This is a genomic window from Massilia sp. CT11-108, assembly GCF_047302915.1.
Taxonomy (GTDB): domain Bacteria; phylum Pseudomonadota; class Gammaproteobacteria; order Burkholderiales; family Burkholderiaceae_D; genus Telluria; species Telluria orientalis.
Map to the genome: position 1 here is coordinate 1 of NZ_JBKYMO010000923.1, position 1309 is coordinate 1309.

At 71.0% G+C, this 1309-nt stretch carries 3 protein-coding genes; 2 read left to right on the forward strand and 1 reads right to left on the reverse strand.

What is annotated here, in order from left to right; all coding sequences use genetic code 11:
- A partial coding sequence (locus ACEN88_RS32015; protein ID WP_413346225.1) for a helix-turn-helix domain-containing protein occupies nt 1-124 on the reverse strand: 124 nt, incomplete at its 3' end.
- Between the two features lie 103 nt (nt 125-227).
- Here ACEN88_RS32015 and ACEN88_RS32020 point away from each other — a divergent pair.
- Nucleotides 228-827: a glutathione S-transferase family protein gene (locus ACEN88_RS32020; protein WP_413346223.1), complete on the forward strand. Its 600-nt coding sequence runs from the start codon at nt 228-230 to the stop codon at nt 825-827.
- 7 nt (nt 828-834) lie between these two features.
- Nucleotides 835-1309, forward strand: a 475-nt coding sequence (locus ACEN88_RS32025; RefSeq protein ID WP_413346224.1) for a pyridoxamine 5'-phosphate oxidase family protein, incomplete at its 3' end; no start/stop codon positions are given.

The following is a 1309-nucleotide window of genomic DNA, read 5'->3' on the forward strand; positions in this document are numbered from 1 at the left end:
TTTCCAGCGTCCCCAGGATGCGCGTGACGGCCGCCGGCGAGCGGCCCAGCTTGCGCGCGGCGGACGCCATGCTGCCCGCGTCGAGGATGGCGAGGAACACGTGCAGCTCGTCGAGTCGGTCCATGATTATTGCAAAAGTCGGAATGCTGAATTGTCATTATGCCGGATTCCGGCGTGAATGGTCCGGCGCTACGATGCAGGGACCGACAACGACCACAGAGACGACCATGACCCGCATCCTCCACGGCACCCCCCTGTCCGGCCACACGCACCGCGCCCGGCTGTTCCTGCACCTGCTCGACCTGACCTACGACTTCGCCGACAGCCCGGCCGACGTGCGCAAGTCGCCCGCGTTCCGCGCGCTGAATCCTCTGGGCCAGATCCCGGTGCTGCAGGACGGCGACGTGGTGCTGGCCGACAGCAACGCCATCCTCGTCTACCTCGCGAAGCGCTACGCGCCGGGCAGCGCCTGGCTGCCGGAAGACCCTGTCGGCGCCGCCCGCGTGCAGCGCTGGCTGTCGCAGGCGGCGGGCGAGATCATGTTCGGCCCGGCCGCCGCGCGCGTGTCGGCCCGGTTCTACGACACCGGCGTGCCGGCGCCGCTGTCGCAGGCGCTGGCCGCCCGCGTGCTGGGCCTGATGGAAGGCGAGCTGGCCACGCGCGAGTGGCTCGCCGGCACCGCGCCCACGATCGCGGACGTCGCTTGCTACAGCTATATCGCGCACGCACCGGAAGGCGGCATCGCGCTCGATCCGTACCCGCGGGTGTGCGCGTGGATCGCCCGCGTGGAGGCGCTGCCGGGCTTCGTCGCGATGCCGGGGGAGTGAGGCGATCATGGATGGCGACCGTATCCCGATGCCGTTCCACAAAGGCGAGTTGATCGCGCAGGCGCTGGCCGGCGTCGACCCGTTCAACGCGCCGATCCGCAACCGCATGCCGGACCAGCACCGGACCTTTTTTCCGCTGCTGCCGTTCGTGGCCCTGGCCGTCGCGGACGACGAAGGCTGGCCGCTGGCGACTCTTGTGCAGGGGCCGCCGGGCTTCGCCAGCTCGCCCGATCCGGCGCGCCTCGACGTGGCCGCGCTGCCATCGCCCGGCGATCCCGTGCGTGCGCGGCTGGTGGCCGGCTCGAACGTGGGCATGCTCGGCATCGACCTGGCCACGCGCCGGCGCAACCGGCTGAATGGCATCGTCGCGATACGCGGAGAGGCCGGATTCGCGGTCGACGTCGCGCAATCGTTCGGCAACTGCCCGCGCTACATCCACGTGCGCGCGCTGCAGCCGGTCGAGCGCACGGCCGGCCCGGTGA

Coding starts and splice junctions, on each gene's coding strand:
- ACEN88_RS32020 (WP_413346223.1), top strand. CDS start 228: ATGACCCGCATCCTCCACGGCACCCCCCTGTCCGGCCACACGCACCGC.